The organism is Agromyces sp. NPDC058126 (assembly GCF_042884595.1).
GTDB lineage: Bacteria > Actinomycetota > Actinomycetes > Actinomycetales > Microbacteriaceae > Agromyces.
Genome location: NZ_JBHVTS010000005.1, coordinates 99,937 through 125,907 on the forward strand (window position 1 = coordinate 99,937; position 25,971 = coordinate 125,907).

General features: G+C 71.2%; 26 protein-coding genes. 15 read left to right on the plus strand and 11 right to left on the minus strand.

Translation table 11 applies throughout. The annotated features are described in order from the left end of the window. Positions 1–38: 38 nt before the first annotated feature. Positions 39–1,253 (minus strand): winged helix-turn-helix domain-containing protein, encoded by a 1,215-nt coding sequence (locus tag ACFVTR_RS15405; RefSeq protein WP_387038688.1) that lies wholly within the window; start codon positions 1,251–1,253, stop codon positions 39–41. A gap of 105 nt (positions 1,254–1,358) precedes the next feature. On the opposite strand from ACFVTR_RS15405, the gene ACFVTR_RS15410 reads away from it, so the two are divergent. After that, on the plus strand, positions 1,359–2,591 hold the full coding sequence (locus tag ACFVTR_RS15410) for an AI-2E family transporter (RefSeq protein ID WP_387038691.1): 1,233 nt from the start codon (positions 1,359–1,361) through the stop codon (positions 2,589–2,591). Continuing rightward, positions 2,588–3,835: a threonine ammonia-lyase gene (ilvA, locus tag ACFVTR_RS15415; protein ID WP_387038693.1), complete on the plus strand. Its 1,248-nt coding sequence runs from the start codon at positions 2,588–2,590 to the stop codon at positions 3,833–3,835. Before ACFVTR_RS15410 ends, ilvA begins: the two co-directional genes overlap by 4 nt. Before the next feature lie 151 nt (positions 3,836–3,986). Here the strand turns inward: ilvA and greA are convergent, their stop codons facing one another. Both greA and ACFVTR_RS15425 read right to left on the minus strand, forming a co-directional pair. Next, entirely contained in the window at positions 3,987–4,478 is a 492-nt protein-coding gene (greA, locus tag ACFVTR_RS15420; protein WP_387038696.1) for a transcription elongation factor GreA, read from the minus strand. A gap of 78 nt (positions 4,479–4,556) precedes the next feature. Continuing rightward, on the minus strand, positions 4,557–4,979 hold the full coding sequence (locus tag ACFVTR_RS15425; RefSeq protein ID WP_387038698.1) for a DUF4307 domain-containing protein: 423 nt from the start codon (positions 4,977–4,979) through the stop codon (positions 4,557–4,559). A gap of 68 nt (positions 4,980–5,047) precedes the next feature. Between ACFVTR_RS15425 and ACFVTR_RS15430 the strand changes: the two genes are divergently transcribed. After that, a complete protein-coding gene (locus tag ACFVTR_RS15430) occupies positions 5,048–5,377 on the plus strand; it encodes a hypothetical protein (RefSeq protein ID WP_387038700.1) in 330 nt (109 codons plus the stop codon). Positions 5,378–5,380: 3 nt separating this feature from the next. Here ACFVTR_RS15430 and ACFVTR_RS15435 read toward each other — a convergent pair whose 3' ends face one another. Beyond that, positions 5,381–6,184, minus strand: a complete 804-nt coding sequence (locus ACFVTR_RS15435; protein WP_387038701.1) for a hemolysin III family protein — start codon at positions 6,182–6,184, stop codon at positions 5,381–5,383. Between the two features lie 75 nt (positions 6,185–6,259). Here ACFVTR_RS15435 and ACFVTR_RS15440 point away from each other — a divergent pair, with 75 nt between their 5' ends. The 6 genes from ACFVTR_RS15440 to ACFVTR_RS15465 all read left to right on the plus strand — a co-directional run bounded on the left by ACFVTR_RS15440 (position 6,260) and on the right by ACFVTR_RS15465 (position 11,704). Then, positions 6,260–7,045 carry an isoprenyl transferase gene (locus ACFVTR_RS15440; protein ID WP_376947293.1) on the plus strand — a complete coding sequence of 262 codons (786 nt, stop codon included), beginning with the start codon at positions 6,260–6,262 and terminating at the stop codon, positions 7,043–7,045. A gap of 81 nt (positions 7,046–7,126) precedes the next feature. Next, on the plus strand, positions 7,127–8,245 hold the full coding sequence (locus tag ACFVTR_RS15445; RefSeq protein WP_387038704.1) for an aminotransferase class V-fold PLP-dependent enzyme: 1,119 nt from the start codon (positions 7,127–7,129) through the stop codon (positions 8,243–8,245). Between the two features lie 165 nt (positions 8,246–8,410). Beyond that, complete coding sequence (locus ACFVTR_RS15450; protein WP_387038706.1) at positions 8,411–9,814, plus strand: PhoH family protein; 1,404 nt, start codon at positions 8,411–8,413, stop codon at positions 9,812–9,814. A gap of 125 nt (positions 9,815–9,939) precedes the next feature. Then, positions 9,940–10,437 carry a hypothetical protein gene (locus ACFVTR_RS15455; protein ID WP_387038708.1) on the plus strand — a complete coding sequence of 166 codons (498 nt, stop codon included), beginning with the start codon at positions 9,940–9,942 and terminating at the stop codon, positions 10,435–10,437. Positions 10,438–10,631: 194 nt separating this feature from the next. Then, positions 10,632–11,033: a nuclear transport factor 2 family protein gene (locus tag ACFVTR_RS15460; RefSeq protein WP_387038710.1), complete on the plus strand. Its 402-nt coding sequence runs from the start codon at positions 10,632–10,634 to the stop codon at positions 11,031–11,033. Beyond that, entirely contained in the window at positions 11,003–11,704 is a 702-nt protein-coding gene (locus ACFVTR_RS15465) for an HAD family hydrolase (RefSeq protein WP_387038712.1), read from the plus strand. Before ACFVTR_RS15460 ends, ACFVTR_RS15465 begins: the two co-directional genes overlap by 31 nt. A 79-nt stretch (positions 11,705–11,783) precedes the next feature. Here the strand turns inward: ACFVTR_RS15465 and ACFVTR_RS15470 are convergent, their stop codons facing one another. The 5 genes from ACFVTR_RS15470 to xseA form a co-directional block, all read right to left on the minus strand. Continuing rightward, the gene (locus ACFVTR_RS15470) at positions 11,784–13,199 is read right to left on the minus strand and encodes a class II fumarate hydratase (protein WP_387038714.1); all 1,416 of its coding nucleotides are present in this window, start codon (positions 13,197–13,199) and stop codon (positions 11,784–11,786) included. A gap of 62 nt (positions 13,200–13,261) precedes the next feature. Then, complete coding sequence (locus ACFVTR_RS15475) at positions 13,262–13,936, minus strand: carbonic anhydrase (RefSeq protein WP_387038716.1); 675 nt, start codon at positions 13,934–13,936, stop codon at positions 13,262–13,264. Between the two features lie 22 nt (positions 13,937–13,958). Continuing rightward, positions 13,959–14,600: a DUF4245 domain-containing protein gene (locus tag ACFVTR_RS15480; RefSeq protein WP_387038719.1), complete on the minus strand. Its 642-nt coding sequence runs from the start codon at positions 14,598–14,600 to the stop codon at positions 13,959–13,961. Continuing rightward, positions 14,600–14,845: an exodeoxyribonuclease VII small subunit gene (locus ACFVTR_RS15485; protein ID WP_387038721.1), complete on the minus strand. Its 246-nt coding sequence runs from the start codon at positions 14,843–14,845 to the stop codon at positions 14,600–14,602. Before ACFVTR_RS15485 ends, ACFVTR_RS15480 begins: the two co-directional genes overlap by 1 nt. Before the next feature lies 1 nt (position 14,846). Next, positions 14,847–16,106 carry an exodeoxyribonuclease VII large subunit gene (gene xseA / locus ACFVTR_RS15490; protein WP_387038724.1) on the minus strand — a complete coding sequence of 420 codons (1,260 nt, stop codon included), beginning with the start codon at positions 16,104–16,106 and terminating at the stop codon, positions 14,847–14,849. 88 nt (positions 16,107–16,194) lie between these two features. On the opposite strand from xseA, the gene ACFVTR_RS15495 reads away from it, so the two are divergent. The 4 genes from ACFVTR_RS15495 to ACFVTR_RS15510 all read left to right on the plus strand — a co-directional run bounded on the left by ACFVTR_RS15495 (position 16,195) and on the right by ACFVTR_RS15510 (position 21,806). Further along, complete coding sequence (locus tag ACFVTR_RS15495; protein ID WP_387039156.1) at positions 16,195–17,235, plus strand: 4-hydroxy-3-methylbut-2-enyl diphosphate reductase; 1,041 nt, start codon at positions 16,195–16,197, stop codon at positions 17,233–17,235. Positions 17,236–17,350: 115 nt separating this feature from the next. Next, positions 17,351–17,989 carry a TetR/AcrR family transcriptional regulator gene (locus ACFVTR_RS15500; protein ID WP_387038725.1) on the plus strand — a complete coding sequence of 213 codons (639 nt, stop codon included), beginning with the start codon at positions 17,351–17,353 and terminating at the stop codon, positions 17,987–17,989. Beyond that, positions 17,980–19,716 carry an ABC transporter ATP-binding protein gene (locus ACFVTR_RS15505; protein WP_387038727.1) on the plus strand — a complete coding sequence of 579 codons (1,737 nt, stop codon included), beginning with the start codon at positions 17,980–17,982 and terminating at the stop codon, positions 19,714–19,716. The genes ACFVTR_RS15500 and ACFVTR_RS15505 overlap by 10 nt, the downstream gene beginning before the upstream one ends. 68 nt (positions 19,717–19,784) lie before the next feature. Continuing rightward, complete coding sequence (locus ACFVTR_RS15510) at positions 19,785–21,806, plus strand: ABC transporter ATP-binding protein (protein WP_387039158.1); 2,022 nt, start codon at positions 19,785–19,787, stop codon at positions 21,804–21,806. A 13-nt stretch (positions 21,807–21,819) separates the two neighbouring features. Here the strand turns inward: ACFVTR_RS15510 and ACFVTR_RS15515 are convergent, their stop codons facing one another. Together ACFVTR_RS15515 and fbaA are read right to left on the minus strand one after the other, a co-directional pair. Next, complete coding sequence (locus ACFVTR_RS15515; protein WP_387038729.1) at positions 21,820–22,485, minus strand: DUF6264 family protein; 666 nt, start codon at positions 22,483–22,485, stop codon at positions 21,820–21,822. An 11-nt stretch (positions 22,486–22,496) separates the two neighbouring features. Beyond that, a complete protein-coding gene (fbaA, locus tag ACFVTR_RS15520; protein ID WP_387038731.1) occupies positions 22,497–23,531 on the minus strand; it encodes a class II fructose-bisphosphate aldolase in 1,035 nt (344 codons plus the stop codon). A gap of 130 nt (positions 23,532–23,661) precedes the next feature. Here fbaA and ACFVTR_RS15525 point away from each other — a divergent pair, with 130 nt between their 5' ends. Together ACFVTR_RS15525 and glpX are read left to right on the plus strand one after the other, a co-directional pair. Next, positions 23,662–24,723 (plus strand): fructose-bisphosphatase class II, encoded by a 1,062-nt coding sequence (locus tag ACFVTR_RS15525; protein ID WP_387038733.1) that lies wholly within the window; start codon positions 23,662–23,664, stop codon positions 24,721–24,723. Between the two features lie 166 nt (positions 24,724–24,889). Further along, on the plus strand, positions 24,890–25,891 hold the full coding sequence (gene glpX / locus ACFVTR_RS15530; protein WP_376947320.1) for a class II fructose-bisphosphatase: 1,002 nt from the start codon (positions 24,890–24,892) through the stop codon (positions 25,889–25,891). Positions 25,892–25,971 lie beyond the last annotated feature (80 nt).

Genomic DNA, 25,971 nt, shown 5'->3' on the forward strand with positions numbered 1-25,971 from the left:
GATCGAGCCGCCGGGCCGCGAGGCGACCCGTTGCGCGCTCAGGCGGCCGCGGCGGCGAGTTCGCTCGCGAGCGCGGGGGAGAGGTCGCCCCGGCCGGCCACGACGACCTCGTCGAGACCCTGCCACGCCGCCGCGCGGCGCAGCACGGGCACGAGGCGGGCCGCCGTCTCGGCGGGCGCGCCGGGCTCGACCCACGCGGACTGCACCCGCAGGGTGCGCGCCTTGCGGTCGCTCTTGAGGTCGATGCGCGCGACCACCCGGTCGTCGACGAGCACCGGCAGCGAGTAGTAGCCGAACTTGCGGTCGGGCTCGGGCGTGTAGATCTCGATGCGGTAGTGGAAGTCGAAGAGCCGCTCGGTGCGAGGCCGGAACCAGACGACCGGGTCGAACGGCGAGAGCAGCGCGACCTGGTCGATGCGGCGGGGTCGGTGCGCGTCGCGGTGGAGCCAGGCCGGCGTCGGGCGCGAACCCGTCTGCCAGCCGGGCACCTCGACCGGCAGCAGCACGCCCGCGTCGACCAGCTCGGCGACGGCCTGCCGCACCGGTGCCCGCTTCATGCGCCAGTAGTCGGCGAGGTCGGCCTCGGTCGCGACGCCCTGCGCCGCCGCGGCGCGCTCGACGAGTTCGCGCACCGCGTCGGCCTCGGCCGGGGCGGAGCCCAGGAGCTCGGCGGGCAGCGCCTGCTCGGGAAGTGCGTACACCCGCTCGAAGCGCACCCGGTCGACGCAGATCACGTCGCCCGTGCGGAACATCATCTCGAGCGTGCGCTTCACGTCGGACCAGCCCCACCAGGGGCCGCGCCGTTCGTTCGCGTCGTGCTCGATCTCGCTCGCGCGCATCGGGCCGTTCGCGGCGAGCTCGGCGCGCAGCCAGATCGCGAGATCGCGCTGCTCGGCGACCCAGCCGCCCCAGTCGCTGCCCGCGCGCCGGTACTCGTAGCGGCGGAACTCGAACAGCGGCCAGAGCTCGCGCGGGATGTAGGCGGCCTGGTGCGCCCAGTACTCGACCATCCGCCCCCGGCGGCCCGAGGTGATGCGGTCGAGCAGCCCCCGGTCGTAGTGGCCGACCCGGCTGAACGCCGGGAGGTAGTGGCTGCGCTCGAACACGTTGACCGAGTCGATCTGGAGGAGGCCCAGCCGATCGACCACCCCGTTCAGGGCGCGCGTTCCGGCGGCCTCGGGGTGCGGGCGGGCGAAACCCTGCGCAGCGAGGGCGATGCGGCGGGCGAGAGCGGGACTGACGACGTCGACCATGGTGCATCCGACGCTACCGCCGACGACCGACACAGCGCTCGCCGTTCACGAGCCGGTCGCGCACGACATGCCGAACCGCGCATACTCGGTGCCTAGACTGGACGAATGGCGGACTCGACTGGTGGGGCGGGGAAGCGCGGCCGATGGTCGCGACGATGGGCCGGGCGAGCGACCGACCCGTCGCCGACGCCCGTCGAGCCCGTGCGCGATCCGGTCGAGTCGATCCCGTTCGGCATGCGGCTCGCGGGGGCCTGGTCCTGGCGGCTCCTCCTCGTCGGCGGCGTGCTCGCGGTCGTGGTCTTCCTCGTCATCCAGCTCCGGCTGATCGTGATCCCCATCCTCGTCGCGGTCCTCCTCAGCGCCCTCCTGGTGCCGTTCTCCGGAATCCTGCAGCACCACCGCTGGCCCAAGTGGCTTGCGGTGACGACGGCGATGCTCTCGGCGCTGGCCGTCGTCGGGGGCCTGCTCACGCTCGGCATCTGGCAGATCGCGCGCGGCGCCGACGAGCTCGCCGCCCAGTCGCTCGTCGCCTGGAAGGACTTCGGCCAGTGGCTCCTCGAAGGCCCGCTGCACATCACCGAGACGCAACTCGACGCGCTCGTCGAGCGTGCGGTCTCCGCCGTGCAGCAGGACCTCGGTATCATCTGGAGCGGTGCGCTCTCGGTCGGCTCGAGCCTCGGCCACTTCCTCGCGGGCATGCTGCTCGCCCTCTTCGCGACCCTGTTCATGCTCATCGACGGCCGCGGCATCTGGAACTGGATCGTCGCGATCTTCCCGCGACGCGCCCGCGCCGCCGTCGACGGCGCCGGCGGGGCCGGCTGGACGACGCTCCAGAACTTCGTCAAGGTGCAGATCCTCGTCGCCACGATCGACGCCATCGGCATCGGTCTCGGCGCATTGCTGCTCGGCGTGCCCCTCGCGGTGCCGATCGCGATCCTCGTCTTCCTCGGCTCGTTCATCCCCATCGTCGGTGCAGTCGTCACGGGCGCACTCGCCGTGTTCGTCGCGCTCGTCTACAACGGTTGGGCCATCGCGCTCATCATGCTCGGTGTCGTGCTGCTCGTGCAGCAGGTCGAGGGTCACGTGCTGCAGCCGCTCATCATGGGCACCGCGGTGAAGGTGCACCCGCTCGGCGTCGTGCTCGCGGTGGCGACGGGGTCGCTGCTCGCCGGCATCCCCGGCGCGCTCTTCGCAGTGCCGGTGGCCGCGGTGGTCAACGTGATGATCCTCTACGTCTCGGGCGGAGCGTGGAAGGACGACGCGCCACCGTCGACCGTCGACGTGCGATCTCCGCTCTGGCGCACCGTACCCCAGCGACCCGGATTCCGAGGAGAATGAACGAGTTGAGCACCACCGTCGCGGGGCCGACCCTCGCCGAGTTCGAAGCCGCTCGCGAGGTCGTCACGCGCGTCGCACGGCAGACGCCGATGGAGTCGTCGCGCTATCTCGAGCGGCTGTTCGGCGCCCCCGTGCGCCTCAAGTGCGAGAACCTGCAGCGCACCGGCTCGTACAAGCTGCGCGGCGCCTACAACCGGCTCTCCTCGCTCTCCGCCGACGAGCGGGCGCGCGGCGTCGTCGCCGCATCGGCGGGCAACCACGCCCAGGGCGTCGCGTACGCGGCACGCGAGCTCGGCATCCGCGCGACGATCTACATGCCGGTCGGCGTCGCCCTGCCGAAGCTCGAGGCGACGCGCGCCTACGGCGCCGACGTCGTGCTCGCCGGAGCCTCGATCGGTGAGACGCTCGACGCGGCCGCCGCCTTTGCCGAGGAGACGGGCGCGGTCATCATCCCGCCCTTCGATCACCATGACGTCGTCGCGGGCCAGGGCACGCTCGGCCTCGAGATCCTCGAGCAGGCTCCCGACGCCACGACCATCGTGGTGCCGATCGGCGGCGGCGGACTCGCCGCGGGCATCGCGAGCGCGGTGAAGCAGCAGGCCGCGGCCGAGGGGCGCACGATCCGCGTGATCGGCGTGCAGGCGGCCAACGCGGCCCCCTACGTCGCCTCGCTCGCGGCCGGGTCGCCGCAGCAGGTGCCCGTCGTGCCGACGATCGCCGACGGCATCGCCGTGTACCGTCCCGGCGCCCTGAACTTCGAGATCATCCGCGACACGATCGACGAGATCGTCACCGTCGGAGAGGACGACATCGCCCGCGCGCTGCTCGTGCTGCTCGAGCGGGCGAAGCTCGTCGTCGAACCCGCCGGCGCGGTCGCGGTCGCCGCGATCATGACCGGCGCCGTGCCGAACGACGGGCCGGCCGTCGCCGTGCTCTCGGGCGGCAACATCGACCCCCTGCTCGTGCAGCGCGTCATCGCGCACGGTCTCGCAGCATCGGGCCGCTACCTCACCGTGCGGATCGGGCTCCCCGACCGCCCGGGCCAGCTCGTACGCGTCGCCGAGCTCGTCGCGGGCACCCACGCGAACGTCGTCGAGGTGATGCACACCCGCCACGGGCGCGGCATGCAGATCTCCGAGGTCGAGATCGACATCTCGGTCGAGACCCGCGGCCCCGCCCACCGCACCGAGGTCGTGGAGGCCCTCCGTCGCGCCGGGTACTCGCCCGTCGTGCTCGACGACTGAGCGGGCGCCGTCTCAGGTGAACGCGCGCGGTTCAGGACGATTCCCGGCGGATCGTCCCGAAGTGCGTGCTCCCTGTTGATACCGGGGCACAACGCGAAAGAGCGGATGCCACGTGGCATCCGCTCTTCGCGTTCGTCGGTGGGGGAGCGCCCTACTGGCCGCCCCAGGTGTCGACGGCGGTGACCTCGACGGCGATCTCGCGGCCGTTCGGCGCGGTGTAGCTCGTCTTCGCGCCGACCGCGAGGCCGAGGATCGCGGCGCCGAGCGGCGACTGCTCGCTCCACACGTCGAGCTCGGAGTCGCCCGCGATCTCGCGGCTTCCGATGAGGAAGGTCTCCTCGTCGCCGGCGATGATCGCCGTGATGACGGTGCCCGACTCGACGATGCCCTTCGACGCGGGGGCGTCGCCGACCTCGGCGGTCTTCAGCAGCCCCTTGAGCTGGCGGATGCGCGCCTCGATCTTGCCCTGCTCGTCCTTCGCGGCGTGGTAGCCGCCGTTCTCCTTGAGGTCGCCCTCTTCGCGTGCCGCTTCGATGCGCTTCGCGATCTCCTCGCGACCGGTGGTCGAGAGCTGTTCGAGTTCCGCCGCGAGGCGGTCGTAGGCCTCCTGGGTGAGCCAGGTGACGGTGGCGTCCTGCGCCATGATGCACACTCCTGTGTAGGGGAAGTCACGCCGGATAGACGTGTCGCCCCGAACGACGTTCAGGGCGAATGTCCAATGTTAGGTGAGCCAGCAGCGGTAAATCAAACCCGTGTTCGCCTCCTGCGCGGTGCGCACGGTCTCGGTCAGGCTGCGGATGTGCTGGTCGGAGGCCGGGACCTCGATCACCTTCCAGCCGACGACCGTGAAGTCCTCGTTCAGCGCCTGCACGATGCACGCGGTCTCGTTGCCGGGCGGCACCGAGAGGTTCCAGCTCACCTCGACGGCGCGCTCCTCGTTCAGGAGGCGATGCCCGGTGTCGGTCACCTCGAGCTGCGGCTTCTGACCGTCGAGGCCGGCCCAGACCACCCACGCGATGAGCACCACGGCGAAGGCGATCGCGGCGCCGATGAGGAGGAATCGGTCGCGCGAGCGATGACGGCGGGTGCGCCCGTATCGGTCGTCGAGCTGCGCACTCGCGGGCGCGTCGGTCTGGGTGGGCACCCGGGCTCCTTCAGAGGTGGATCGACTAGGCTGCATCAAGCCTAACGCCGCCCCCTGAAGGGAATCCGATGCTCGTCGACTCCGTCCGTTCTCTGCTGCTCCCGGCGACTCCTTTCGTCGCCGAGCAGGACGAGTTCGACCCGAACACGGTCACCCCCGGGGTCTGGGGCTTCGTCGTGACCTTCCTCATCATGGTCGTGGTGCTCCTGCTCATCCTCGACATGGTTCGACGCATCCGCCGCACCAACTACCGGGCGCAGGTGCGTGCCGAGCTCGAGGCCGAGGCCGCCGCCGAAGCGGCCGCGGTGGACGAAGCCGCCGTCGGCGAGGCCGACGCGCAGACGACGGATGCCGCGGAGGACGGGCCGCGCGACGACGACGCCCCGAACCGGGGCTGAGCGTCAGCCGGCGTGGTACGCCGGCGCCATGGCGATCAGCAGCGTCGCCGTCCAGTGGCACATGAAGGCCAGCACCGTGCAGGTGTGGAAGATCTCGTGGAACCCGAAGACGCCGGGCCAGGGGTTCGGCTTCTTGAAGCCGTAGACGACCGCGCCAACGGTGTAGAGCAGGCCCCCGACGATGACGAGCACCATCATCGCGACGTTCGCCGCGAGCAGGTCGCCGAGGTACATGACCGCGGCCCAGCCGAGCAGCAGGTAGAGCGGAACGTACAGCCAGCGGGGCGCCGAGATCCAGAAGACGCGGAACCCGATTCCGAGCAGCGCCCCGCCCCAGACGATCGAGAGCAGGAGCCAGCCCTTCTCGGGCGGCAGCGCGAGGATCGCGAGCGGGGTGTAGGTGCCGGCGATGAGCAGGAAGATGTTCGCGTGGTCGATGCGCTTGAGCACGACCTTCGTCTTCGGCTTCCAGTTGAAGCGGTGGTAGAGCGCCGAGTTGCCGAACAGCAGCATCGAGGTGAGCACGAACACCGCGGAGGCCCACTTCGCGGGGGCGCCCTCGGCGAGCACGATGAGCACGATGCCGGCGATGATCGTGACGGGGAAGGTCACGGCATGGATCCAGCCGCGCCACGTCGGCTTGACCTCTACAGCGTGGCTGAGCGAGTCGTCGAGGAGCGGAATGTTCGGCAGGTCGGGGCCGTGCTCGTCACGCGCGACCGTGTCGTCGCTCGGGTCGTCGGGAGCGACCGGGAGCGTCAACCCTTCGACGAGGTCGGCGGGTTCGCGGTGGCGCTCGGGGGTCATGGTCACAGCGTAGAGCCTCGGCGGTCACGGTCCGCTGTGAGTTCGGCGGCGCCGGTGAAGGGGTAGCGTAGTGCCGTGCAGACGAGCGATCAGCCCCTCGGTCGCGGGATCCTCTACCGGCTCTACCAGAACCGGCTCCGACGCGGACTCGACCCCGCGGCCCTCCCGCGCCACGTCGCGATGATCATCGACGGCAATCGCCGTTGGGCGAAGCAGCTCGGCTTCGAGACCGCCGCGCACGGGCACCGCGCCGGCGCCGCGAAGATGCGCGAGTTCCTCGAGTGGTGCGACGACGCCGGCATCTCGACCGTCACGCTCTACCTGCTCTCGAGCGACAACCTCGGCAACCGTCCGAGCGACGAGCTCGCCGACCTCATCGAGATCATCGCCGAACTCGCTGAAGAGCTCAGCCACTACCGCGACTGGCGGGTGCAGCACGTGGGCTCCGACACGGGCCTGCCCGAGCCGCTCGTCGCCGCGCTCGACGCGGCCGAGCACCGCACCGCCGACAAGCACGGCCTCCACGTCAACCTCGCGGTCGGCTACGGCGGCCGCAAGGAGATCACCGACGCCATGCGCTCGATCGTCGCCGCGCACCACGCGGAGGGGCGCAGCCTCGAGGACCTGGCCGAGCGGCTCACCCCCGACCTCATCGGCGAGCACCTCTACACCGGCGGTCAGCCCGACCCCGACCTCGTCATCCGCACGTCGGGCGAGCAGCGCCTCAGCGACTTCATGCTGTGGCAGTCGGCGCACAGCGAGTTCTACTTCGTCGAGGCCCTCGGCCCCGACCTCCGCAAGGTCGACTTCCTCCGGGCACTCCGCGACTACTCCAAGCGTCACCGCCGTTTCGGCGGCTGACCGGCGACCGCCGTCGTCAGCCGGGCTGCGAGGCATCCCCTCGTTCTGCAAGGATGATCGACGGAGAAGGGGGCACATCAGGTGACCATCGACGATTTCAACGCCGGATTCACGGAAGAACCCGGCTACCTCGACTACGGCCGGGTGGGGCCGCTGTCGACCGCTGCCGCCGAAGAGGTGCTCGCGTTCACGCAGGTGCTGCAGCGCGCCCGCCACGGCAGCATGGACGCGTTCTCCGAGCAGGACGCGCGGGTGCGCGCCGCCGCCGCGGCGGTCACCGGCTTCACCCCCGAGCAGATCGTCTTCGAGCCGAACACCACGACCGGCATCATGCACGCGATGTTCGGGCTCACCGGGGGCGTGCTGCTCTCGGCCGAGGAGTTCCCGAGCCTGCCGATCGGCGCCGTGCGTGCGCAGGAGGCACTGCACACGGTGCAGCCCGTGTGGCTCGAGACCGACCACGGCAAGGTCACGCCCGGCCAGATCCGCGAGCAGCTCGAGCAGAACGTCGCGGCCGTCGCCGTGAGCCTCGTCGACTCGCGCACCGGCTACCTCTGCGACATCGAGGGCATCCGTCAGGTCATCGGCGACCGGCTCCTGATCGTCGACGCGATCCAGGGCTTCGGCGTCGTGGATGCTCCGTGGGAGGCCGCCGACGTCGTCGTCACCGGTGGGCAGAAGTGGTGCCGCGCCGGTTGGGGTACGGGCCTGCTCGTGCTCTCCGACCGTGCCCTCGAGCGTTTGACGCCCGTGTTCTCGGGGTTCAGTGCGACCGAGGAGATCGAGCCCTGGGGGCACGTGCCGCCGCCCGCGCCCGACGCCCGCGCCTACCGCATCGCCAACCCCGACCCGCTCGCGCAGGCGCGGCTCGCGGCCGCCCTCGAGGAGATCGCCGAGACGGGCGTTTCCGCGATCAACGCCGCCATGGCCGAGCGTGTGAGCCGCGCGATCGAGCTCGCCGACGAGTACGCGATCGCCGTCGTCTCGTCGCGCGACGAGCAGGAGCGGGCCGGCATGGTCGTGCTGGAGCCGCCGGCCGAGCAGGTGACCCTGCTCACGGCGTCGCTCCACAACCACGGCGTCACCGCGACGACCCGCCTCGGGCAGGTGCGGCTCTCGATCCACTCCGCGACCTCCGACGAGACCTTCGAGATGCTGCGCGCCGCGTTCGTCTCGTACTCGACGGCGGCGAGCTACTAGCGCGCGGCGCACGTCGGAGGTGAACGGCGTGTGTCCTCCCGCGTGTCGCTTCCGCGGTTCTCGCGCGACGGACGTAGGTTCGGCTCAACGGGCAGATCGCCCGTTCGAGTCGGCCTCGAAACCGACTACGGAGGGATCGCCGGCCGGCGCGTGAACCGGGCAGGAATGCTCGGGGCGGGAGCGGTTGTGGCGTCATCGGTTACTCCTGATTCGGTCGGTCGTCCGGACGAGCGCTCGGGTGAGCGCGCCGCGGCGAGCACGCGCGACGGCGTCGCGCAGGCCGAGCGCACGTACGTGCTCGACACCTCGGTGCTGTTGAGCGATCCGCGCGCACTGTTCAACTTCGCCGAGCACGCGGTGGTGCTGCCCGTCGTGGTCATCACCGAGCTCGAGGCGAAGCGCAACGACCCCGAGATCGGGTACTTCGCTCGGCAGTCGCTCCGGATCCTCGACGAGCTCCGCATCGCGCACGAGCGGCTCGACTTCCCCATCCCCGTGGGCGACGGCGGGTCGCTCCGGGTCGAACTCAACCACTCGAGCCCGAAGGTGCTGCCGAGCGGGCTCCAGCTCGGCGACAACGACTCCCGCATCCTCGCGTGCGCCGCAAACCTGCAGCAGGACGGGATTCCGGTCACCGTCGTGTCGAAGGACCTGCCGCTGCGCGTCAAGGCCGCCTCGATCGGCCTCGACGCGCAGGAGTACCGGCACGAACTCGCCCTCGACTCGGGCTGGACGGGCATGGCCGAGCTCTCGCTCGGCTCGAACGACATGGCCTCCCTCTACGAGCACGAGCAGATGACCACGAAGGAGGTCGACGGGATGCCCGTGAACACGGGCCTCGTCATCCACTCCGACCGGGGCTCCGCCCTCGGCCGGGTCGTCGGCGAACGCGAGGTGAAGCTCGTGCGCGGCGACCGCGACGTGTTCGGCGTGCACGGCCGCTCGGCCGAGCAGCGGCTCGCGATCGACCTCCTGCTCGACCCCGAGATCGGCATCCTCTCGCTCGGCGGGCGCGCCGGCACCGGCAAGTCGGCGCTCGCCCTGTGCGCCGGGCTCGAGATGGTGCTCGAGCGCCAGCAGCACAAGAAGATCATGGTGTTCCGCCCGCTGTACGCCGTCGGCGGGCAGGAGCTCGGCTACCTGCCCGGCGACCAGGGCGAGAAGATGAACCCGTGGGGCCAGGCGGTGTTCGACACGCTGGGCTCCGTCGTCTCCGACAACGTGCTCGACGAGGTCGTCGACCGCGGACTGCTCGAGGTGCTGCCGCTCACGCACATCCGCGGGCGCTCGCTGCACGACGCCTTCGTGATCGTCGACGAGGCGCAGTCGCTCGAACGCAACGTGCTGCTCACCGTGCTCAGCCGCATCGGCCAGAACTCGCGGGTCGTGCTCACCCACGACGTCGCCCAGCGCGACAACCTGCGGGTGGGCCGCCACGACGGCATCGCCTCCGTCATCGAGACGCTGAAGGGACATCCCCTCTTCGCGCACATCACGTTGACGCGGAGCGAGCGCTCGGCGATCGCGGCGCTCGTCGCCGAGGTGCTCGACGGGGCGGAGCTGACGTAAGCGCAGGTGCGGTCTCACGGGGCGGCGCCCGGTTCGGAGGAGTTCGCAGGTTCGGGAGGAAGGTTCCGCCGATCGGGTCCTCCCGATCGTGCGTTCTCCTCCCGAGCGGGTTGGTACGGTGAGGCATGCCGGATGCCTCGCGCCAGCCACGTTCGCCGCTCGCCGTGCCGCTCGCCGTGATCGTCGGCCTGCTGCTGGCGGCAGGGCTCGTCATGATCTACGTCGTCGAGCCCGCCGAGACGGTCACCACGGATCTCGGGCGTCTCTACGCCGACGGGGCGGGCGAGATCATGGGCGGCTCGCCGTTCGTGCTCCTCTGGGTCGCCGCGGCGGTCGTACTCACGGTCGTCGCCGTTCGGGCCCTGGGCCGGTCAGTGGACCTCGCTCATTCCGTGGCGATCATCGCCGGGCTCCTCGGGTTCATCGCGTTCGGCGCGGTCCTCGCCGCGTTCCCGCTCGGGTTCACCTACTACTTCATCGCCGAGGACGGCGGGTACGCGCCGCTCGCCGGATCGCACGGCACCGCCCTCGGCGTGTTCGCCGGAGCCGGTGTCGCCCTGCTCGTAGTCGCGGCGTGCGCGTCGCTCGTCGCGCTCGCACGTCGTCGCGCGGCGACCGCCTGAGCGGGGTTCGCGCGGTACGCGGGACCGGCGCGACGGCGCACCACGGTCGCCGACGCGCGGTTCGGAGGAGTTCGCACGCTCGGGAGGAAGGGTTCCGCCGATCGTGCCCTCCCGATCGTGCGTTCTCCTCCCGAGGCGACGGCGGACCTGCGTCGATCGAACGGCATGTCGGCGGCTCAGGACAGGATGAGACCATGCTCAGCGACCCGACCCCCGCCGGCGTGATCGAAGCCCTCTGGAGGCGGATCCAGGCCCGCGACTGGGCGGGCGTTCGTGTGCTCCTGGCCGACGAGCTCGTGGTCGACTGGTACGCCTCGCTCGAGCGCATCGTGGGTCCCGAGAACTTCGTGGCGGTCAACGCCGAGTATCCCGAGGGCTGGTCGATCCGCGTGCTCTCGATCGTGGCCGACGGCGACCGTGTGGTCTCCGAGGTCGAGGTGCCGCACGAGGGCGTCGGCGTGTTCCGTGCCGCCTCCTTCTGGACGGTCCACGACGGGCTCGTCGTCGAGGGCCGCGAGTACTGGACGACCCGCGGCGGTGATCCGGCGCCCGAGTGGCGGCGCCCGTGGGCCGAGTCGACGGCCGACGCCGAGTGAGCGGCCCGGGGTACCGCGAGGAGGGCACCGGCCGGCGGCCGCGCGCGGTGCTGTTCGACGTCGACGGCACGTTGCTCGACGCACTCGACGGGCAGCGTCGGATCTGGGGGAGGTGGGCCGAGCAGCGCGGTCTCGACGCCGAGCGCGTCTACGAGGTCGCCCTGCGGACGCGACCGCTCGAGACGGCGGCCGAGTTCCTCCCCGCGGCGGAGGTCGGGGCGAGCATCGCCGAGTTCGACGCGCTCGAAGACGCCGAGGCCGAGCACGGCGAGCTCCGTGGCATCCCGGGTGCCGCCGAGCTGCTCGCCGCGCTGCCGGGAGGCGCTTGGGCGGTGGTCACGTCGAACGCCGAGCGCAGGGTCGTCCGGCGCTTCGCTCGGCTCGGGCTGCCCGTGCCGTCGGTCGTCGTCGACAATGCCGCGAGCGAGCGCGGCAAGCCCGCACCCGATCCCTACCTCCTGGCGGCGCAGCGGCTCGGCGCGCCTCCGGCCGACTGCCTCGTCGTCGAGGACTCGCCATCGGGAGTAACCGCAGGCCTCGCCGCGGGCATGACGGTGTGGAGCGTGAATCGCGCCGTGCCGGTCGAGGGGGCGCACCGCCATTTCGCGGCGCTCGCCGACGCGGCCCCGGCGATCCTCCGATTCGTCGACGGCGTCACCGACACTCGCTGAGTCCGGCCGTCTGCGGCAGCCCCGAGACGACGGATGCCCCGCGCCGAGACCGGCACGGGGCATCCGAGTGCTTCGAGAACTACTTCGCCTGCGGCGGACGCGTCATCGACAGGAGGTCGAGGGCGCTGTCGAGCTGCTCCTCCGTGAGGTCGCCGCGCTCGACGTAGCCGAGGTCGATGACGGCCTCGCGCACCGTGATGCCCTTGGCCACCGAGTGCTTCGCGATCTTCGCCGCCGCCTCGTAGCCGATGAGCTTGTTGAGCGGGGTCACGATCGAAGGCGACATGCCGGCGAGGGCGGTCGCGCGCTCGACGTTGGCCTCGAGGCCGTCGATCGTCTTGTCGGCGAGCACGCGCACGGAGTTCGCGAGCAGGCGGATCGACTCGAGGAGCGCGGTGCCCATGACGGGGATCTGGACGTTGAGCTCGAACGCGCCCGAGGCGCCGCCCCAGGCGATGGTCGCGTCGTTGCCGATGACCCGCGCGCAGACCATCAGCACGGCCTCGGGCACGACGGGGTTGACCTTGCCCGGCATGATCGACGAGCCGGGCTGCAGGTCGGGGATGTTGAGTTCGCCGAGGCCGGTGTTGGGGCCGGAGCCCATCCAGCGGAGGTCGTTCGCGATCTTCGTGAGGCTCACGGCGATCGTGCGCAGCGCGCCCGAGGCGTCGACGAGACCGTCGCGGTTGGCCTGCGCCTCGAAGTGGTCGGCGGCTTCGGTGACCGGCAGCTCGGTCTCGCGCTGCAGCAGCTCGATGACGAGCTGCGGGAACCCGGCGGGGGTGTTGATGCCGGTGCCGACGGCCGTGCCGCCCAGCGGCACCTCGGCGACGCGGGGGAGCGCCGTGCGCACGCGCTCGATGCCGAGGCGCACCTGGCGGGCGTAGCCGCCGAACTCCTGGCCGAGGGTGACGGGGGTCGCGTCCATGAGGTGGGTGCGGCCGGCCTTCACGACGCCGGCCCACAGCTCGGCCTTCGCCTCGAGGGCGACGGCGAGGTGGTCGAGTGCGGGGATCAGGTCGTCGATGAGCGCCGCCGTGACGGCGATGTGCACCGAGGTCGGGAAGACGTCGTTCGACGACTGCGAGGCGTTGACGTGGTCGTTCGGGTGCACGGGGCTGCCGAGCTTGGTGGTCGCGAGGGTCGCGAGCACCTCGTTCATGTTCATGTTCGAGCTCGTGCCCGAGCCGGTCTGGTACACGTCGACCGGGAAGTGCTCGGTGAAGCCGTGCGCGCCCGAGATGACCTCGTCGGCGGCGGCCTCGATCGCCTGGGCGATGCCCGCGTCGAGCACGCCGAGCTGCGCGTTGGCCTGCGCGGCGGCCTTCTTGATGCGCGCGAGCGCCTGGATCTGCTGCGGCTCGAGCCCCGACCCCGAGATGGGGAAGTTCTCGACGGCGCGCTGCGTCTGCGCGCGGTAGAGGGCACGGGCGGGAACCCGCACCTCGCCCATCGTGTCGTGCTCGATGCGGTAGTCGGCGGCGTTGTCCACCACGGTGTGTTCCCTTTCGGTTGCTGCGATGCCGGCCCCGCCGGCGGGAGACGCGCTGCGCGGCGTCAGATGCGACCGAGGACGATGTCGGTCTCGACGCGACCCTCGAACAGTCGGTAGTTCGCGCCGACGATAGCCAGCGTACCCGCTGCGATCGCGTCGCTGATCATCTCCGAGCTCTCGACGAGCTCGGTCACGGTGTTGCGCAGGTGCTCGCGCCCGACGTAGCCGGCGTCGACGTGCGACGGGTCGATCGCGCCGTCGGCGGCGGCCCCGTTGCCGGCGACCTTGCGCACCGCGGGCACGATCTTCTCGACGAGGCCGGCGATGAACGAGGGCAGCGGCGCGGCGTCGCTCGCCTGCGAGTCGATGGCGGCGCGCACGGCGCCGCACTCGTCGTGGGCGAGCACGACGACGACCGGCACGTGCAGGATGCCGACGGCGTACTCGAGCGAGCCGATCGCCGACGGGGAGACGACCTGGCCGGCGTTGCGCACGACGAAGGCGTCGCCGAGCCCGACGTCGAAGATGATCTCGGCGGCGAGGCGCGAGTCGCTGCAGCCGAAGACCGCGACCATGGGGCGCTGCGCATGCGCGAGCGAGGTGCGCCGGTCGATGTCCTGGCGAGGGTGCTCGGGCGTGCCTGCGACGAATCGCTCGTTGCCGCGACGGAGTTCGCGCCACGTGGCAGCCGGAGTGTCGGGCCGTTCGGTGGTGGGATCGTTCGGCTGCTCGGTCACGTGGCTCCTCGTCGTCGGGCGGTCAGTCCTGTGCGTCGACCGTCGGGGCGATGGCCGTCGCGAGTGCGGTGAACTCGTCGGGGGAGGCCGTGCCGAGCAGCACGAAGGTGCTGCCGCCCGACTCGGTGGTGAGCGCGTAGCGCGCGTTGCCGACGTCGTCCCCGGTCTTGCGGTTGTCGTAGATCGTCCACTCGACGCCGTCGATCGTGGTCGTGCCGGTCGCGAGCGTGCGCGCGAGCAGCCCCGAGACCCACGTCGGGTTGGCGTCGAAGCCCTGGTAGAGGCCGATGAACTCGTCGCTCGGCGTCAGGTAGCCGACGTACCAGGCGGTGACGCCGTCGGCCTGGCTCGTGCGCAGCTCGGCGGCGTTGGCCCGCCAGCCCTCGGGCAGCTCGGGCACGGCGATCGGGTCGTCGCTCGCGACCTGAGCCTGCTCGGCGACCTGCGCGACGTCGACGTCGCGTTCGAGCGGGGTGTCGCTGCGCGGCACGAGCAGGACGATGACCACGACGAGCGCGAGGCTCGCGCCGAGGGCGAGCACGAGGTTCTTCGTCGTCTGCCGCTGGCGGTGCTTGAGCGAGTTCTCGGCCTTGCGGGCCGCGGTCTCCTCAGGGGTCTCGGGGCGGCCGAGTTCGGCGACGACCCGCGGTGCGCGCTGGGCCATCAGGCCTCGCCGCCGTCGGATGCCACGGCGCTCGCGCGGGCCGCGTCGAGACGCGCCTTCGCGCCGATGAGCCACTCCTCGCAGCGCGCCGCGAGGGCCTCGCCGCGCTCCCACAGGGCGAGCGACTGCTCGAGCGTCGCAGAACCCTGCTCGAGTTCGCCGACGACGCGGACGAGCTCGTCGCGGGCCTGCTCGTAGCTCAGCTCGGCGACGTCGAGTTCGGTGGTGGGGGGCATGGCCCTCATTCTATTCGGCGTCGCCTGAGTCTCCGACCGGAGCGGCCTCGCCCTCCGAGCGGGCCGCGAGGCGGCCTTCGGCGAGCGTGAGGGTGAGGGCCGCGCCCGACGGCGCACCCTGCGGGCCGCGGAGGACGTGTCCGTCTGGGCCCTGCACGATCGCGTACCCGCGATCGAGGGTCGACTGCGGCGAGAGCGCCCGCAGATGGCCGCGGAGTTCGCCGATGCGGTGGGTCTGCCGCTCGATCTGCCGCTCGACGAGCTCGGCGCCGCGGGCGACCCAGCGGGTGAGGTCTTCAGACCGACGATCGACGATCCAGGCGGTGTCGGCGAGCGCGGGCCGGGTGCGGAGATGGCCGATGCGATCGATCTCGTGCGCGATGAGGGTGCGCAGGCGCAGCGCGATGCGGGCGCGCGCCTGTTCGACGCGCAGCAGCTCTTCGCCGACGTCGGGCACGACGCGCTTCGCGGCGTCGGTCGGCGTGGAGGCGCGGAGGTCGGCGACCTCGTCGAGCAGGGGGCGGTCGGCTTCGTGGCCGATCGCCGAGACGATGGGGGTGGATGCCGCGGCCGCGGCCCGCACGACGCGCTCGTCGCTGAAGCCGAGCAGGTTCTGGAAGTCGCCGCCGCCGCGCGCGACGATGATCACCTCGACCTCGGGGTCGGCGTCGAGGCGTTCGATCGCGGCGACGACCTCGCCCGGGGTGCGATCGCCCTGCACTGCCGCGTGCACGACCCGGAACTCGACGGCGGGCCACCGGAGGCGGGCGTTGCGCAGCACGTCCTTCTCGGCGTCGCTGTCCTTTCCGGTGATGAGTCCGACGACGCCGGGGAGGAACGGCAGCCGCCGCTTGCGGGAGACGTCGAAGAGCCCCTCGGCCGCGAGTTGCGCGCGCAGGCGCTCGAGCCGTTCGAGCAGGTCGCCGAGGCCGACATGCTTCAGCTCGAACACCTGCATCGACAGCGAGCCGCCCTTGACCCACCAGTTCGGCTTCACGAGTGCGACGACCCGGTCGCCTTGCTTGAAGTCGCCGCCGAGGCGCGACTTCACGGAGGACCAGATCTGGAACGACACGGTCGCGTCGGCGTCGAGGTCCTTCAGCTTGCCGTAGACGTTGCCGCCCGAGACGCCCCACTGGGTGATCTCGCCCTCGACCCAGACCGTGCCGAGGCGGTCGAGATACTGCTTGAGCTTCGCCGAGAGCTGCGCGACCGGCCAGGGCGCCTCGCGCGTCGCCGGAGCGTCGCGCGGTGCCGGTGCATCCGTCACGCTGGCCTCCCGACCGCCCGCCCAGGCTGCGCCGCGTAGGATTGGCATCGTGACGAGCTTGACTGATGCACCGCGGATCGACCTCGGCATGCCCAGAATCCCGAGCGTGCGAGGCCGGCTCAAGAATAACCCGGTCGACGGCGCCAAGCGGGTGCTGCTGGCAGCGCCGCGCGGCTACTGCGCGGGTGTCGACCGCGCCGTGATCGCGGTCGAGAAGGCGCTCGAGCACTACGGCGCGCCGGTGTACGTGCGCAAGCAGATCGTGCACAACATCCACGTCGTGACCGAGCTCGAGAAGCAGGGCGCGATCTTCGTCGACGAGGTCGACGAGGTGCCCGAGGGCGCCCACATCGTGTTCAGCGCGCACGGCGTCTCGCCGGCGGTCGTGAACGCGGCATCCGACCGCGGCCTGCACGCCATCGACGCGACCTGCCCGCTCGTCACCAAGGTGCACCGCGAGGCGGTGCGCTTCGCCCGCGACGACTTCGAGATCCTGCTCATCGGCCACGAGGGGCACGAAGAGGTCGAGGGCACGGCGGGCGAGGCGCCCGACCACGTGACCCTCGTGAACAGCCCCGACGACGTGCCGAACATCGAGGTGCGCGACCCCGACAAGGTGGTGTGGCTCTCGCAGACGACCCTCTCGGTCGACGAGACGATGGAGACCGTGCGCCGCCTGCGCGAGCGGTTCCCGAACCTGCAGGACCCGCCGTCGGACGACATCTGCTACGCCACCCAGAACCGTCAGGTCGCGATCAAGAAGGTCGCCCAGGAGGCTGAGCTCGTGATCGTCGTCGGCTCGGCGAACTCGTCGAACAGCGTGCGCCTCGTCGAGGTCGCCCTCGAGAACGGGGCGAAGGCCGCGTACCGGGTCGACTACTCGAGCGAGATCCGTCAGGAGTGGCTCGACGGCGTCGCGTCGGTCGGCGTCACGAGCGGCGCCTCGGTGCCCGAGGGCCTCGTGAAAGAGGTGCTGCTCGAGCTCGCCGATGCCGGCTACGCCGAGGTCGCCGAGGTGAAGACGGCCGAGGAGGACCTCATGTTCTCGCTGCCGAAGGAGCTCCGCAAGGACCTGCAGGGCAACCGCGACGCGCGGGCGCTTGGCGGTCGTCGCTCCGCCGACGCCTGACCTCGCACGCTCGGTCGAAGCGAGCGACGCGGTCGCGGCGCTGTTCGCCGTCGGCGTGATGCGTTCGGCGTCGAACGCTAGTGAGTGAGCACTCACTCCGCGTAGTCTCGGCCACATGACCGCACCCGTCACGAAGCCGAGCCGCGCTCGGCCGATGCCCGTCGACGAGCGTCGCGCCGCGATCGCCCGCGCGACCGTGCCGCTGCTCTCGATCCACGGCCGCGACGTCACCACCCGGCAGATCGCCGAGGCGGCGGGCGTCGCCGAGGGCACGCTGTTCCGCGTCTTCGACAACAAGGAGGCGATCATCGACGCCGCCGTCGAGGTGTTCCTCGACCCCGAGCCGTTCCGGGACGCGCTCCGCCGCATCGACCCGAGCCTGCCGCTCGAGCTCAAGATGCAGCTCGTCATCGACCGCTTCCAGGACCGCTTCAGCGGCATCTTCGGCGTCTTCGCCGCGCTCGGCAACCGGCCCCGGCCGCCGGCCGCGCCGAACATCGAGATCATCGTCGGAATCTTCGAACGGCTCCTCGCCCCCGAACTCGAGCGGCTGCGGGTCCCGCCCGCCGACGTGTTCGCCTTCGTGCGCATCATCGCGTTCTCGTCGGCGATGCCGCAGTTCTCCCAGACCACCGGCCTCGACTCCGACCGGCTCGCCGACCTCATCGTGCACGGCATCATCGGCCGGCGCGACGTCGCCACCGAGGCATCCACCCCGTCAACCGCCCCGAGGGGAACCGAACCATGCTGCTGAAACTGCTGCGAACGTACCTGCGCCCCTACCGGTGGCTCGTCGTCGCCGTCATCTTCTTCCAGCTCGTGCAGTCGATCGCGTCGCTGTACCTGCCGAGCCTCAACGCCGACATCATCGACGACGGCGTGGCCACGGGCGACACCGGCTTCATCCTGTCGACCGGCGCGCTCATGCTCGGCATCACGCTGCTGCAGGTGGCCGCCTCGATCACCGCCGTCTACTTCGGCGCGAAGACCGCGATGGGTCTCGGCCGCGACGTGCGCCGCTCGGTGTTCCGCCGGGTCGCCGATTTCTCCGAGCAGGAGGTGTCGCGGTTCGGGGCGCCGAGCCTGATCACCCGGTCGACGAACGACGTGCAGCAGGTGCAGATGCTCGTGCTGATGAGCTGCACCATCCTCGTCTCGGCGCCGATCCTCGCGATCGGCGGCGTCATCATGGCGCTCAGGGAGGACCTGGCCCTCTCGTGGATCATGGTCGTCGCCGTGCCCGTGCTGCTCGTCTCGGTCGGGCTCATCATCAGCCGCATGGTGCCGCTGTTCCAGTCGATGCAGCGCAAGATCGACGGGGTCAACCGGGTGCTGCGCGAGCAGCTCACCGGCATCCGCGTCATCCGCGCCTTCGTGCGCGAGGGCGTCGAGTCGGAGCGCTTCGACGACGCCAACGACGCCCTCACCGACACCGCGCTCAAGGCCGGCCGCCTCTTCGCGCTCGTGTTCCCGATCGTGATGCTCGTGCTCAACCTCTCGAGCATCGCCGTGCTGTGGTTCGGCGCCTTCCGCGTCGAGGACGGCTCGATGCAGGTCGGCTCGCTCACGGCGTTCCTCAGCTACCTGATCCAGATCCTCATGGCGGTCATGATGGCCACGATGATCGCGTTCCTGCTGCCGCGCGCGGTCGTCTCGGCCGGACGCATCGGCGAGGTGCTCGAGACCGAGTCGACCGTGCACGACCCGGCGCAGCCGGTCGAGCGGCTCACCGCCCCGGGCACCGTCGAGTTCCGGAACGTGAGCTTCGCGTACCCGGGCGCCGAGGAGCCCGTGCTGCACGACCTCAGCTTCACCGCCCGCCCCGGCGAGGTGACCGCGATCATCGGTTCGACCGGAGCCGGCAAGACGACGATCGTGAACCTCGCGGCCCGCCTCTTCGACGCGACCTCGGGCAGCGTGCTCGTCGGCGGCGTCGACGTGCGCGAACTCGACCCCGAACTGCTCAACGCGCAGTTCGGCCTCGTACCGCAACGGCCCTACCTGTTCGCCGGCACCGTCGCCTCGACACTGCGCTACGGCGACCCGGATGCCTCCGACGACGAGTTGTGGGCGGCGCTCGAGACGGCACAGGGCCGGGACTTCGTCGAGGCCATGCCCGACGGGCTCGACGCCCCGATCGCGCAGGGCGGCACGAACGTCTCGGGCGGGCAGCGCCAACGTCTCTCGATCGCGCGTGCGCTCGTGAAGCGACCGTCGATCTACCTCTTCGACGACTCGTTCTCGGCGCTCGACACCGCGACCGACCAGCGACTGCGTGCCGCGCTCGACCGCGAGGTCGCCGACGCGACGATGATCGTCGTCGCCCAGCGCGTCGCCACGATCACGGGGGCCGACCAGATCCTCGTCGTCGAGGACGGCCGCATCACGGCCCGCGGCACCCACGACGAACTGCTCGACACCTCGCAGGCGTACGCCGAGATCGTCGAGAGCCAGCTGAGCGCAGAGGAGGCGGCAGCGTGAGCGAGCAGAAGACCGAGACGGCGGCGACCCCCGCCGCGACGCCCCGCCCGCCCGTGCGGCGCGGCCCGATGGGCGGCGGCCCGATGGGCGGCATGGGCATGCCCGCCGAGAAGTCGATGAACTTCGGCCCGAGCGCGAAGCGCCTCATCGGACGACTGAAGCCCGAGCGCACGCTCGTCGTCTTCGTGATCCTCCTCGGCATCGTCAGCGTCGTGTTCAGCGTGCTCGGGCCGAAGATCCTCGGCCAGGCGACCAACATCATCTTCGAGGGCTTCATCTCGGCGCAGATGCCGTCGGGCGTCACCCAGCAGCAGGTCGTCGACCAGCTGCGCGCGTCGGGCGACACCCAGCAGGCCGACATGGTCGCCTCGATGCAGAACATCGTGCCCGGCCAGGGCATCGACTTCGCCGCGCTCGCCGGGGTGCTCGGGATCGTGCTGCTCCTCTACGTGCTCGCCTCGCTGTTCGGGTGGGCGCAGGCGTACGTGCTCAACGGGGTGACCCAGCGCACCGTCTACCGGCTGCGCCGCGAGGTCGAGGAGAAGATCCACCGGCTGCCGCTCTCGTACTTCGACAAGATGCAGCGCGGCGAGCTGCTCTCACGGGTGACGAACGACATCGACAACATCTCGCAGACGCTGCAGCAGACGATGAGCCAGCTGCTCACCTCGCTCCTCACCGTCGTCGGCGTGCTCATCATGATGTTCATCATCTCGCCGCTGCTCGCGGCCATCGCGCTCGTCACGATCCCGCTGACGATCGTCATCACGACGATCATCGCGAAGCGCTCGCAGAAGCAGTTCGTCGCCCAGTGGACGCACACCGGCACCCTCAACGCGCGCATCGAGGAGGCCTACTCGGGCCACGCGCTCGTGCGCGTCTTCGGCCGGCGTCGCGAGGTCGAGCAGGGCTTCGACGACAAGAACGAGGAGCTCTACCAGGCCAGCTTCGGCGCCCAGTTCGTGAGCGGCATCATCATGCCCGCGATGATGTTCGTCGGCAACCTCGTCTACGTGGCGATCGCCGTCGTCGGCGGCCTCATGGTCGCGGGCGGGTCGATCTCGCTCGGCGACGTGCAGGCGTTCATCCAGTACTCGCGCCAGTTCACGCAGCCGCTGAGCCAGCTCGGCTCGATGGCGAACCTGCTCCAGTCGGGCGTCGCGAGCGCGGAGCGCGTGTTCGAGCTGCTCGACGCCGACGAGCAGGTGGCCGACCCGGCCGAGCCGGAGGCGCCCGAGACCACTGTCGGCGAGGCATCCGGTCGTCTCGTCTTCGACGACGTCTCGTTCAGCTACGACCCCGAGAAGCCGCTCATCGAGCACCTCTCGCTCACCGCCGAGCCAGGCCAGTCGATCGCGATCGTCGGCCCCACGGGTGCCGGCAAGACGACGCTCGTGAACCTCATCATGCGGTTCTACGAGCTCGACGCCGGACGCATCACGCTCGACGGCGTCGACATCACCCGGATGACGCGCGACGAGCTCCGCGGCCGCATGGGCATGGTGCTGCAGGACACCTGGCTGTTCTCGGGCACCATCCGCGAGAACATCGCCTACGGCAGGCCGGATGCCACGGAGGAGGAGATCCTCGAGGCGGCACGCGCGACCTACGTCGACCGCTTCGTGCGCAGCCTGCCCGACGGGTACGACACCGTGCTCGACGATGAGGCCTCGAACCTCTCGGCGGGCGAGCGGCAGCTCGTGACGATCGCGCGGGCGTTCCTCGCGCAGCCGTCGGTGCTCATCCTCGACGAGGCGACGAGCTCGGTCGACACCCGCACCGAGCTGCTCCTGCAGCACGCGATGAACGCGCTGCGGGAGGATCGCACCTCGTTCGTCATCGCGCACCGGCTCTCGACGATCCGCGACGCCGACCTCATCCTCGTGATGGAGGCGGGTCACATCGTCGAGCAGGGCACGCACGCGGGTCTGCTCGCCGCGGGCGGCGCGTACGCGCGCCTCTACCAGGCTCAGTTCGCGGCGCCGGTCGACGGCGAGGAGGAGACGGTGCGCGAAGACGAGCGCGACGCGGAGGCGGTTGAGTCCGCGACCGCCGAACCGAAGACGGGTGCGATCGAGGCGCTCGGGTAAGCGGGACGACGGCTCAGACGGACGGGGGTGTCTGCATGAACTCGACGATCGCGGGGTCGCTCGTGAGCACGACGGAGATCACGATCATGACCGCGATGAACGCGGCGACCCCGGCGAGGAGCGGGATCCACCACGAACTGGCGCTGGCCCGCATGCGAGCACGAGACCAGAGCAGGGCGCCGATCCAGAGCACGATCTGCGCGATCACGCCGACCGTGACCGCGATCGGCACTTCGGGCCCAGGGGTGTACTCAGTCGGCGGCGTGGTGCCGAGGATGTCCGCCGGGAGCTTCAGGCTCTCGAGGACGAGCGAGGGCGCGGCGACGATCTGCATGATGTTGTAGACCGCACCGATCGCGCCGAAGACGAGCAGGGCGATCGTCCAGGCGCGGTCGGTCGGTCGGGCGACGGCGCCGGCCTGCGGGTACGCGGGGGTGGGCGCCCCTGCGGTCGCACCGTGTCCGGCGGCGGCCTGCGAGGTCGTGCCGGCCGCGTCGGACGGCTGGGTCGAGCTGCCGGCGTGCGGGTCGGCGGGCGGCTGCCAGGTCCACCCTTCGGGGGCGTACTCGCCGTACCTCGGACGAGGCCGCTCATCGGCGGGCGGCGTCACCGGCGGCTGCGGGGCAGCGGCGCCGGCCACGCCGTCGTCGGGCGTTCGAGCGGCCTCGTCGCGAGTCATCCGGTGCTGCCTTACGCCGAGGTGATCGACTGGCCGGCCGAACCCAGCTGACGGGTCGACTCGCCGACGCGCACGGCCATCGCCGACTCGGCGACCTTGCCCCACGCGCGCGGGTCGTACTGCTTCTTGTTGCCGACGGAGCCGTCGACCTTCAGCACGCCGTCGTAGTTCTGGAACATGTAGCCGGCGACCGAGCGCGTGAAGGCGTACTGGGTGTCGGTGTCGATGTTCATCTTCACGACGCCGTTCGCGACCGCCTCGGCGATCTCGGCGTCGGTCGAGCCCGAGCCGCCGTGGAAGACGAGGTCGAGCGGCTTCTCGCCCGTGCCGTACTTCGCCTGCAGGCCGTCCTGGATCTCCTTGAGGAGGGCCGGGCGCAGCTTCACGTTGCCGGGCGCGTAGACGCCGTGCACATTGCCGAAGGTGAGCGCGGCCATGTAGCGGCCCTGCTCGCCGAGGCCCAGTGCCTCGACCGTCGCGATCGCGTCCTCGAGGGTCGTGTAGAGCGCCTCGTTCGAGCCCTCGTGCTTGACGCCGTCCTCTTCGCCGCCCACGACGCCGATCTCGACCTCGAGGATCGCGTTGATCGCCTTCATGCGCGGGAGGATCTCCTTCGCGATGTCGAGGTTCTCGGTGAGCGGCACGGCCGAGCCGTCCCACATGTGCGACTGGAAGATCGGGTTGCGGCCGGCCTTCACCTCGGCCTCGGAGGCCTCGATGAGCGGGAAGACGAAGTCGGCGAGTGCCGGCTTCGGGCAGTGGTCGGTGTGGAGGGCGACGGTGACGGGGTACGACTTCGCGACCTCGTGCGCGAATCGCGCGAAGGCGAGGGCGCCGGTCGCGCGGGCCTTCACGGTGTGGCCGGCGAAGTAGTCGGCACCGCCCGTGGTGACCTGGATGATGCCGTCGGAACCCGCCTCGGTGAGGCCCTGGAGCACCGCGTTGAGGGTCTGCGAGCTCGAGACGTTGAAGGCGGGGAACGCGAAGCCCTTGGCCTTCGCGGTGTCCAGCATCTCGGCGTACTGCTCGGGGGTGGCGATGGGCATGGTGCTCCTTCGGTGACGACAGTGTGGATTCGGCACGAGTCTATCGACTTGTCGAGCACGGCTCAGGTGTGGGATGCCACGTGGCGACGCCGCACGTCGGCCCGGCGCCGCGGCGGGGCAGGATGGATCCATGACCGACCCGATCGAACGCGAGGCGCAGGCCGCCGCCGGGGCCTCCGCGCTCACCGGAGCCCCCGATGCCGCCATGCTCGCAAAGCTGCTGCGACCCGCTGTGGTCGCGGCCTCGACCGCATGCCTGCCATTGGTGGGCCGCGGCGACGGCGACGCGCTCGACGGCGCCGCAGTCGCCGCGATGCGCGCCGCGCTCGCCGGACTCCCGGTCGACGGCCGGGTCGTGGTCGGCGAGGGGGAGAAGGACGACGCCCCGATGCTGCACCTCGGCGAGCCGTTCGGTCGCGCCCGCGACGGCGACCCGGCGATCGACCTCGCCGTCGACCCGGTCGACGGCACCCGGCTCGCCGCCGCCGGCCGGGCCGGCGCGATGGCCGTGATCTCGGTGGCGCCGCGAGGAGCGTTCTTCGACCTGGGACCCGCGCACTATCTCGAGAAGCTCGTCACCTGGTTGCCGGGGTTCACGGCAGCTCGGGCGGCGGGCCGCCCCATCGCCGAGCTCATCCCCGAACTCGTCGCCGAGGCCGCCCACGCGCGGGGCGTCGCCGCGCGGGACATCCGCATCGCGGTGCAGGACCGCCCGCGCAACCGCCCGTACGTCGAGACCGTGCGTGCCGCCGGTGCGTCGGCCGAGCTGTTCGAGCACGGCGACATCGAGCGGAGCCTCCGGGCGCTGCGTGGTGCGCCGGCCGGGGGAGGCGTCCCGCCCGCAGGTCTCGGTCTCGACGCCGTGATCGGCATCGGCGGCGCGCCCGAGGGCGTCATCGTGGCCGCTGCAGTGCGGGCGCTCGGCGGGTCGATGCTCGCGCGCTTCGCACCGCGGTCCGACGCCGAACGCGATCGGGTGCTCACCCACCTCGGTGGGGCGCGGGCCATCGACGGGCTCGCCGATCTCGACGAGCTCTGCGCGGCGCCCGCCGCCATCGTGCTCGCCGCCGTCACCGACTGCGAGATCGGCCTCGCGCTGCCGGGCGTTCAGCGGATGCCCGCAGGGGTGCGGGCGCACTGGTGGTCGGCGCCCGGCAACTCGTCCGGCTGGGCCGACCGCCTCGAGAGCTGAGCGCGCCGCCCGCACCGGTGGATTAAGAATGCACATTCTTTCACTGACGAACGGGCGAAAACCGGGCCGCTCTCGTGGTCTCGTGCCTAGGCTGGAAGCGGACGATCGTCCTTTCCCCGCCGGCCTCCGATCGAGGCCGATCGCACGAACTCCGGAGGACCACTCGATGGTGAGCACCGATACCGCCAGCCTCTTCCTGCACCCCGACCGCAACATCGCACTCGAACTGGTGCGCGCGACCGAGGCCGCGGCGATCCGCTCCTACCCGTGGATCGGGCGCGGCGACAAGCTCGGCGCCGACGGTGCCGCGGTCGACGCGATGCGGGCGTTCCTCGGCACCGTGAACTTCGACGGCGTCGTCGTCATCGGCGAGGGCGAGAAGGACGAGGCGCCGATGCTCTTCAACGGCGAGCGTGTCGGCAACGGCCGCGGCCCCGCGTGCGACATCGCCGTCGACCCGATCGACGGCACCTCGCTCACCGCGGCGGGCCGGCAGAACGCGCTCTCGGTCATCGCGGTCTCCGACCGGGGCAGCATGCTCGACGCGTCGAGCGTCTTCTACATGGACAAGATCGTCACGGATGCCTCGGGCATCGGCGTCGTCGACATCCGCAAGCCGATCGGCGAGAACCTGCGGGCCCTCGCTGCGGCGAAGGGCAAGGACGTCGGCGAGCTCCGCGTCGCCGTACTGAACCGCCCCCGCCACGAGCAGCTCATCGCCGACATCCGCGCCGCGGGCGCCGGCACCCGCCTCATCAGCGACGGCGACGTCGCCGGCGGCATCAACGCCGCGCGCTACGAGTCGCGCATCGACATGTGCGTCGGCATCGGCGGCAGCCCCGAGGGCATCACGACGGCGTGCGCGATCAAGGCGCTCGGCGGGTTCATGCAGGGCAAGCTCGCGCCGCTCGACGACGCCGAGCGTGCGCGCGGCGAGGCGGCCGGCCTCGACTGCGACAAGATCTACGAGCTGGACGACCTGGTGCGCGGCGACAACACCTTCTTCGTCGCGACGGGCGTGACCGACGGCGAGCTCCTCGACGGCGTGCGCAAGAAGGGCCCGATCATCCGCACCGAGTCGATCGTGCTGCGCGGCAAGTCGGGCACGGCCCGGCGGATCGTCGCCGACCACCTCATCGAGAAGTGGCTGCCCGACGCCGACATCTGAGTTCTCGAACGCCGAGCGGGCGTGGGGGGGGCCCGGGTAGGGCCCCCCCCCGCGGACCCAGGCGGGCGCGCCCGGGGGCC

Excerpts from the sequence above, each read along its gene's own strand:
- ACFVTR_RS15480 (WP_387038719.1), bottom strand. The coding sequence starts at position 14,600 with ATGGCCCAGCGCGCACCGCGGGTCGTCGCCGAACTCGGCCGCCCCGAG.
- fbaA (WP_387038731.1), bottom strand. The coding sequence starts at position 23,531 with ATGCCCATCGCCACCCCCGAGCAGTACGCCGAGATGCTGGACACCGCG.
- ACFVTR_RS15510 (WP_387039158.1), top strand. The coding sequence starts at position 19,785 with ATGGGCGGCGGCCCGATGGGCGGCATGGGCATGCCCGCCGAGAAGTCG.
- ACFVTR_RS15410 (WP_387038691.1), top strand. The coding sequence starts at position 1,359 with ATGGCGGACTCGACTGGTGGGGCGGGGAAGCGCGGCCGATGGTCGCGA.
- ACFVTR_RS15435 (WP_387038701.1), bottom strand. The coding sequence starts at position 6,184 with ATGACCCCCGAGCGCCACCGCGAACCCGCCGACCTCGTCGAAGGGTTG.
- ACFVTR_RS15455 (WP_387038708.1), top strand. The coding sequence starts at position 9,940 with ATGCCGGATGCCTCGCGCCAGCCACGTTCGCCGCTCGCCGTGCCGCTC.
- glpX (WP_376947320.1), top strand. The coding sequence starts at position 24,890 with ATGGTGAGCACCGATACCGCCAGCCTCTTCCTGCACCCCGACCGCAAC.
- greA (WP_387038696.1), bottom strand. The coding sequence starts at position 4,478 with ATGGCGCAGGACGCCACCGTCACCTGGCTCACCCAGGAGGCCTACGAC.
- ACFVTR_RS15405 (WP_387038688.1), bottom strand. The coding sequence starts at position 1,253 with ATGGTCGACGTCGTCAGTCCCGCTCTCGCCCGCCGCATCGCCCTCGCT.
- ACFVTR_RS15525 (WP_387038733.1), top strand. The coding sequence starts at position 23,662 with ATGACCGACCCGATCGAACGCGAGGCGCAGGCCGCCGCCGGGGCCTCC.
- ACFVTR_RS15495 (WP_387039156.1), top strand. The coding sequence starts at position 16,195 with ATGCCCAGAATCCCGAGCGTGCGAGGCCGGCTCAAGAATAACCCGGTC.
- ilvA (WP_387038693.1), top strand. The coding sequence starts at position 2,588 with ATGAACGAGTTGAGCACCACCGTCGCGGGGCCGACCCTCGCCGAGTTC.
- ACFVTR_RS15500 (WP_387038725.1), top strand. The coding sequence starts at position 17,351 with ATGACCGCACCCGTCACGAAGCCGAGCCGCGCTCGGCCGATGCCCGTC.
- ACFVTR_RS15450 (WP_387038706.1), top strand. The coding sequence starts at position 8,411 with ATGCTCGGGGCGGGAGCGGTTGTGGCGTCATCGGTTACTCCTGATTCG.
- ACFVTR_RS15515 (WP_387038729.1), bottom strand. The coding sequence starts at position 22,485 with ATGACTCGCGACGAGGCCGCTCGAACGCCCGACGACGGCGTGGCCGGC.
- ACFVTR_RS15460 (WP_387038710.1), top strand. The coding sequence starts at position 10,632 with ATGCTCAGCGACCCGACCCCCGCCGGCGTGATCGAAGCCCTCTGGAGG.
- ACFVTR_RS15430 (WP_387038700.1), top strand. The coding sequence starts at position 5,048 with ATGCTCGTCGACTCCGTCCGTTCTCTGCTGCTCCCGGCGACTCCTTTC.
- ACFVTR_RS15505 (WP_387038727.1), top strand. The coding sequence starts at position 17,980 with ATGCTGCTGAAACTGCTGCGAACGTACCTGCGCCCCTACCGGTGGCTC.
- ACFVTR_RS15485 (WP_387038721.1), bottom strand. The coding sequence starts at position 14,845 with ATGAGGGCCATGCCCCCCACCACCGAACTCGACGTCGCCGAGCTGAGC.